This is a genomic window from Acinetobacter sp. Q186-3, from assembly GCF_013420655.1.
GTDB lineage: Bacteria > Pseudomonadota > Gammaproteobacteria > Pseudomonadales > Moraxellaceae > Acinetobacter > Acinetobacter indicus.
Genome location: NZ_VOXS01000034.1, coordinates 1 through 5,759, shown reverse-complemented (window position 1 = coordinate 5,759; position 5,759 = coordinate 1). Strand labels below are relative to the sequence as shown.

Below are 5,759 nucleotides of genomic sequence, written 5' to 3'. Positions count from 1 at the left end.
GAGTGATGGGAGAGAATGTTCAAGAGTGGATTCTAAATGTTCAGATAAAGACATAAAAAAATGAGCGTATTTACATACACTCATTTTTACTACATTTTACTAAAATTTGCTTAACTGACTGGCATTACTCCATTTGGGGTGCTTTTTTTATGCAGCTGTATGGATTGTTGTATTGATCAGCGCCATGACAAACCTCACAAAACATAACAAGAATACATCGGCCTGTAGCCCTAATGCTGTTCCGGATTTGCTAGTTTATGGACTTCGCCTAGAAAAATACGGAGTCATTCCATGGTACTCGAACAACAGCCGACCTTAGAATTATTATTTGAACAACTGGGTTTAGCCGCAGACGAAGCATCTATTGAGCAATTTGTGCGTGCCCATCAATTGCCGGCAGAAGTGACCTTGCCCGATGCCGGATTCTGGAGTGAGGGACAAAGCGCCTTTTTACGCGAACACTGGCATCAGGATGATGAGTGGATTGTGATTATCGACAAATTAAACCAGTTACTACACGTTGAAAGCGACAAGCTGGCGCAATAAGCCGGAGCCAGTTCAATCAGGCTCATCCGCCTTACATGCTTTGGTACAAAAAAATACAACAAGCGCAGTCACAAGGCTGTGCTTTTGTGCAGAATTCTTATAACGTAAAGCTACAATACAGTAAAAAAATGCTGAGGAGGGCGCCATGTTTGATCAGCAACCCACATTAGAACTGTTATTTGAGCAGCTGGGTCTAGAGTCCAGTTCAGAAGCCATTGATCAATTTATTGAAAGCCATCAATTAACTTCCGATATTCCCCTACATAAAGCCGCATTCTGGAGCAAGGCCCAGCATGATTTCATTATCAGTCACTGGAAAAGTGATGATGAATGGGCCATCGTGATTGATGTCTTAAACGAGCAATTACATACCGAACATAAGCTTTCCGGCTCTTGCGAACTTTAATCACAAATTGAAACAACAAACCTGGTCGCAAAGACTAGGTTTTTTTTGCTTTATCTTATAAGTTAGATGGATAAATAACTACAATTTATCTGATATATAAGGAGGGCGAGATGCTCAATCACAACACACCATCCTTAGCTCTATTATTTTCTCAACTTGGTTTAGCCAATAGTCCGGCGGCCATTGAACTTTATGTACGTACCCATCAACTGCCTTCCCATATTTCTTTGCATGATGCGCCGTTCTGGAATAAATCCCAGCGTGCTTTATTAATCAGTCATCTGGTCCAGGATGATGACTGGGCGATCTGGGTCGATGAATTGAATCAACAATTACATATGGATGCCTATAAAGCCCAAACCGCTTAATCCCGTCTGAAGATTCAAGCGTTTCTGTAGTTCATAAAAAATGCCTCAATCAATGAGGCATTTTTTATTGTTGAGAGATTTTGATTGCGCTGAGCTTTAGTGTAAACGCGGCTGAATCAGCTGCACAAACCAGCTTTGACCATGACAGTGTTCAAAGGCAGTATGTTCACGTAGTACATCGGCATCAAACTCGGCTGTTTTACGGTATTTGGTCAGCCAATGCTGAGTCAGTGCATTTTCTTTTTTCGCTGCGCTGGCATAGGCCAGGAACAGGTAAATATCGCCATGATTATAATTGGTCAGCGGTTTTAGAATCTGCTGGGTAATTAAGGCAAAGCGGGTTTCCTGACTGATTTCAAAATACAGCATATAGGCCTTGGCCAGGGTTAAGGACAGATTTAAATATAAGGACAGCGGCATTTCCTCAAATTCAACCCGGCCTTGCTCCAGCAGCACAATCGCTTCTTGCAGGAAATAGGTCTGTTCCTGACGGACCTGACTCAGCATCACCAGTTCTAGGCGTAATGAAGCACGTTCCAGCGCCAGTTCCGGGGTGTTGCCCTGTAAATAGAGCTGGTCAGTTTCACCGATACGCTGAATAATCGGTTGGGTGGTATCACGCATCGGCACAATCCTCAGTTCACAATACGGTTTATATGAGGCCACTTGCCAGGATTTAAAGGATCACCACAACTGTGGATCACTACGCAGCCAGGCAGTAATCGAAAGGCGCTGCTGTTTGGAGAGCAGCACTTCATGCAGCAAATCACTTTGGAATAAGGCCATCCGGTTGGGCTGTGGCGCAATGATCTGCCATTCGCCCTGTTTGTCCTGCAAGCGTAATTCACCGCCCCAATCGGCCTGCCACTGTTCATGCAGATAAAAGACGCAGGAAATCATCCGGCCATTTTTACCTTGCGGATTATCGCGGTGCAGGGCATAAAATTCGCCGGCGTTATAACAGGCAAAATGGGCTTCGACTTCCTTAATGCCCAGAAAAAAGGCACGATTTAATTGCTCGGCCAGCGCCATTAAGGTTTGGGTATGCTGCTCGGCAACCGGCAGGCTTGAATCCAGCCATAAGATATGATCACTGCGAATCTGGCTGACCACACCGTTTTGAATGGCTGCGTTACGAAACTCATTCAAATGTGCGGTACATTCTGCTACCAAAGCTTGTACATAATCCTGTGAATAGGCATCATCAATCAGGGCATAACCGGATTGATCCAGATCATTGAATATCTGTGCCAGATTCCAGGACGGTGGTAGAGAATGTGTTTGCATAGGCAAAACTCGAACAAGGATAAAAAAGCGGGGGAACTATTTTAGAGCAAGATAAGCCTCTGAATGAAACTTTTTTTCATGCTAAAATACCGGTTGATTTCAGGAATTAAAGAAACATGAATTACCGTCACCATTTCCATGCAGGCAACTTTGCCGATGTCATGAAGCATGTGCTTTTGCTTCAGTTACTGACACGTTTAAATGCCAAAGATAAACCTTATCGCTATATTGATACACATGGCGGTGCAGGCAAATACGACTTATCTTTAGCACCTGCACAGAAGTCGGGTGAGTTCTTAAATGGTATTCACCGTCTGGTCAAACTGGATGACTCGATTATCCGCAATGCACCGGAAGGCGTGAAGCAGTATCTGAATCTGGTCGAGCAGATGCGCGAGACGGATGGCAAGGGTGCTTATCCGGGTTCACCATGGTTTGCCTTACAAGGCATGCGTGAGATGGATAAAGCCACGGTGTTTGAAATGCAGCGTGATGTTTTTCAGCAATTGCGCAGCAATATCCGTGACCGTCGTGCTGGCTTGCATGAACGTGATGCTTACGAAGGTCTGCTTGGGGTGATTCCACCGAAAGAAAAACGCGGTCTGGTCATGATTGACCCGCCTTATGAGCTGGAACGTAAAGACTTCCCGCAGCTGGTAGAACTGCTGGTCGCGGCCTATAAAAAATGGCCAACAGGCGTGTTTGCGGCGTGGTATCCAATTAAAGACCGCGCCATGATTGAACGTTTTGAAAAGAAAATGTACAAATCGGGCATTCGCCGTCAGCTGGTTTGCGAAATCTGTGTCTGGCCAGATGATACCCCGGTTGGCTTGAATGGCTGTGGTTTACTGGTGATCAATCCACCTTGGAAATTCTCTGAAGATGCAGATGAAGCCTTACAATGGTTATTCCCGCATTTACGCATGCAGGACAATGGTGGACATGCAGCAGTACGCTGGCTGGTTGGCGAATAAGCCAAGCAGTCACAACAGAGATTAGGTTAGAGTTAGGAATAAAATAATGATAAACACACCGAAGCCCGAGGGTGATTCCGTGACGCGTGAACATGATTACGATGGAATCACATTTGAAGTGGTGGAAGAGGAACGTACCCGCGAGGGGCAAAAGGTCAAACGCCGTGGCATCTACCTGTGGCCTAATCTCATTACCACCGCGGCTTTACTGTCGGGCTTTTATTCAATTATTGCCAGCATGAATGGCGAATATAGTCAGGCCATTTATGCCATTTTCCTGGCGGCCTTATTTGATGGTTTAGATGGTCGTGTTGCGCGTGCCATTGGTGCGCAAAGTCCGTTTGGCGAGCAGTTCGACTCCTTGTCCGATATGCTGGCCTTTGGTGTGGCCCCGGCAATTTTAATGTATAGCTGGAGCCTGAATGATCTGGGCCGGATTGGCTTGGCCTGCTGTTTTGTTTATACCGCCTGTGCGGCTTTCCGTCTGGCGCGTTTTAATGTGCAGATTGGCGTGGTTGATAAACGCTATTTTATTGGCGTGGCCAGTCCATTGGCGGCTTTAATGCTGGTGTCGCTGGTCTGGGTCGGCCGCGATTTTCCTGAAATTTATAATATTCAGGACTTTGGTATTCAGATCATCAACGCCGTGATTATTGTGGCGGTTGGCTTGCTGATGATTTCCAATATTAAATATTATTCCTTTAAGACATTGGACCGTAAGCGGGTGCCGTTTATTGTGCTGCCAATTGCCGTTTTTGTACTGGCGGCCATGACCTATAATATTCCGGTCGGTATTCTGGTGATTTCTATCATCTATGCATTATCAGGTTTTGTGACCACTTATATGGCGAGAAAAACCGCCGAATCATAACAAGATGACACCCAGGAGCTTGCTATGCAGATGTTTCAAGATTTTCTCGATCGATCCAAACAACTGAATCAAGCTCCACATCAACTCAAGCTTGAGCAGCTGCCTTTTCACGCCCCGAACCAGAAATATAAAATCATTCATCAAGGGCTGATGATTCCCAATTTGCCCGCGCCCTTACATTATCTTAATTTCCTGAGCCTGATTGGGCAGCCAAATGCCCCGATGCTGCGTAATGACAGCGCGATTCAAACCCATCCGCTGGATACTGCTACGGTACTGGTCAGTTCCAGTCCACATATGGTGGGGCAGCTCAGCAGTTATTCAGTGGAAAAAGAATGTTATTTCAAGCCGGCACTGTTTCAGTTTGGTGGTCGGGAGCAGCTGGAAGGACATTTTCCGGAGTTTCGGGTCCAACGTCTGGATTCTGAACTCAGTTTTGATCTGAAGATTCGTACTACCCCGGTGATTTCCTATTTTGCCAAGCTACGCATGGGGCTGGCCGATCACTGGTCTTTGTTGTGTGAATGCAGTGGACAGCTTCAATATAAACAGCAACATTATCAGATCCAGCAACTCGGCAGTTTTGAATATGCGCGAGCCATTAATTTTCCTTATCTACCTTTAGCCTTTTTTACCTATCAGGTGATTAATCTGCAGCAGCAACGGCAGTTATTACTGGCCCAAGTGCGAGATCGCTTTAACCGGATTTTGCAGTCGCGGATGTATTTGCGTGACCTGAGCAGCGGCCAAAGCCAGCTGTTTGATGAAGGCGTATATTTTAAAGTGCACCGGGTTTATCCGGCGGTGATGACTCCAAACCGGCAAAGCATGTATCTGCCGCGTGAATTTGAATGGTGTTACAGCGGTGCAGATGGCACGCGTATCCATATTCAGGCACAAAGCCGCGGGGATTTTAAATTTGGCTTGGCTGCAGGTTATGTCGGCAGTTTTCATTATCAGGTCAAAATAAATGATGTCGAAGAACAGGGCGAAGGCGGCTATTGTGAATATATTGATTGTCGCGCCTTAAAATGGCAGGAAAAAAATCAGGCAGAAAAATTAGGTGATCATTTGGCCAATCCGGTCCCATTTTTAGTGAAAAAAGAAAAATAAGTGTATTTTTGTTGAATAAATAAACAGTTGTGTCGTATTTCCCAAAATAATTTAAAATAGGGGTTGCGTCAGGTTTTATTTGCTCTATAATGCACATCCATCGGCGGTGATGTTGATAAAAACTTGTTGATAAACAAGGATTTAGCTAAAATGGTTGAGTTCTGGTTTAGGTGGTAAGTTTAGAAATAAAATCA

Annotated in this window: 8 protein-coding genes; 6 read left to right on the top strand and 2 right to left on the bottom strand. The window is 45.1% G+C overall.

Going from position 1 to position 5,759, the window contains the following annotated elements; all coding sequences use genetic code 11:
• Positions 1–291 precede the first annotated feature (291 nt).
• The 3 genes from FTT64_RS14080 to FTT64_RS14070 all read left to right on the top strand — a co-directional run bounded on the left by FTT64_RS14080 (position 292) and on the right by FTT64_RS14070 (position 1,320).
• Positions 292–546: a DUF2789 family protein gene (locus FTT64_RS14080; protein ID WP_005182193.1), complete on the top strand. Its 255-nt coding sequence runs from the start codon at positions 292–294 to the stop codon at positions 544–546.
• Between the two features lie 145 nt (positions 547–691).
• Positions 692–952: a DUF2789 family protein gene (locus FTT64_RS14075; RefSeq protein WP_005182196.1), complete on the top strand. Its 261-nt coding sequence runs from the start codon at positions 692–694 to the stop codon at positions 950–952.
• A 110-nt stretch (positions 953–1,062) separates the two neighbouring features.
• Positions 1,063–1,320, top strand: coding sequence for a DUF2789 family protein (locus FTT64_RS14070; protein WP_005182199.1), 258 nt, complete (start codon positions 1,063–1,065; stop codon positions 1,318–1,320).
• Between the two features lie 96 nt (positions 1,321–1,416).
• Here FTT64_RS14070 and FTT64_RS14065 read toward each other — a convergent pair whose 3' ends face one another.
• Together FTT64_RS14065 and FTT64_RS14060 are read right to left on the bottom strand one after the other, a co-directional pair.
• A complete protein-coding gene (locus FTT64_RS14065; RefSeq protein ID WP_005182203.1) occupies positions 1,417–1,944 on the bottom strand; it encodes a hypothetical protein in 528 nt (175 codons plus the stop codon).
• Between the two features lie 60 nt (positions 1,945–2,004).
• The gene (locus FTT64_RS14060) at positions 2,005–2,607 is read right to left on the bottom strand and encodes a 2OG-Fe(II) oxygenase (RefSeq protein WP_168396955.1); all 603 of its coding nucleotides are present in this window, start codon (positions 2,605–2,607) and stop codon (positions 2,005–2,007) included.
• 116 nt (positions 2,608–2,723) lie between these two features.
• Here FTT64_RS14060 and FTT64_RS14055 point away from each other — a divergent pair, with 116 nt between their 5' ends.
• From FTT64_RS14055 to FTT64_RS14045, 3 genes are read left to right on the top strand one after another with little or no spacing between them, the layout of a single operon-like run.
• Positions 2,724–3,581, top strand: a complete 858-nt coding sequence (locus FTT64_RS14055) for a 23S rRNA (adenine(2030)-N(6))-methyltransferase RlmJ (RefSeq protein WP_168396954.1) — start codon at positions 2,724–2,726, stop codon at positions 3,579–3,581.
• A 46-nt stretch (positions 3,582–3,627) separates the two neighbouring features.
• The gene (gene pssA, locus FTT64_RS14050; RefSeq protein WP_075168287.1) at positions 3,628–4,452 is read left to right on the top strand and encodes a CDP-diacylglycerol--serine O-phosphatidyltransferase; all 825 of its coding nucleotides are present in this window, start codon (positions 3,628–3,630) and stop codon (positions 4,450–4,452) included.
• A gap of 24 nt (positions 4,453–4,476) precedes the next feature.
• Positions 4,477–5,565 carry a DUF6670 family protein gene (locus FTT64_RS14045; protein ID WP_127798995.1) on the top strand — a complete coding sequence of 363 codons (1,089 nt, stop codon included), beginning with the start codon at positions 4,477–4,479 and terminating at the stop codon, positions 5,563–5,565.
• Positions 5,566–5,759 lie beyond the last annotated feature (194 nt).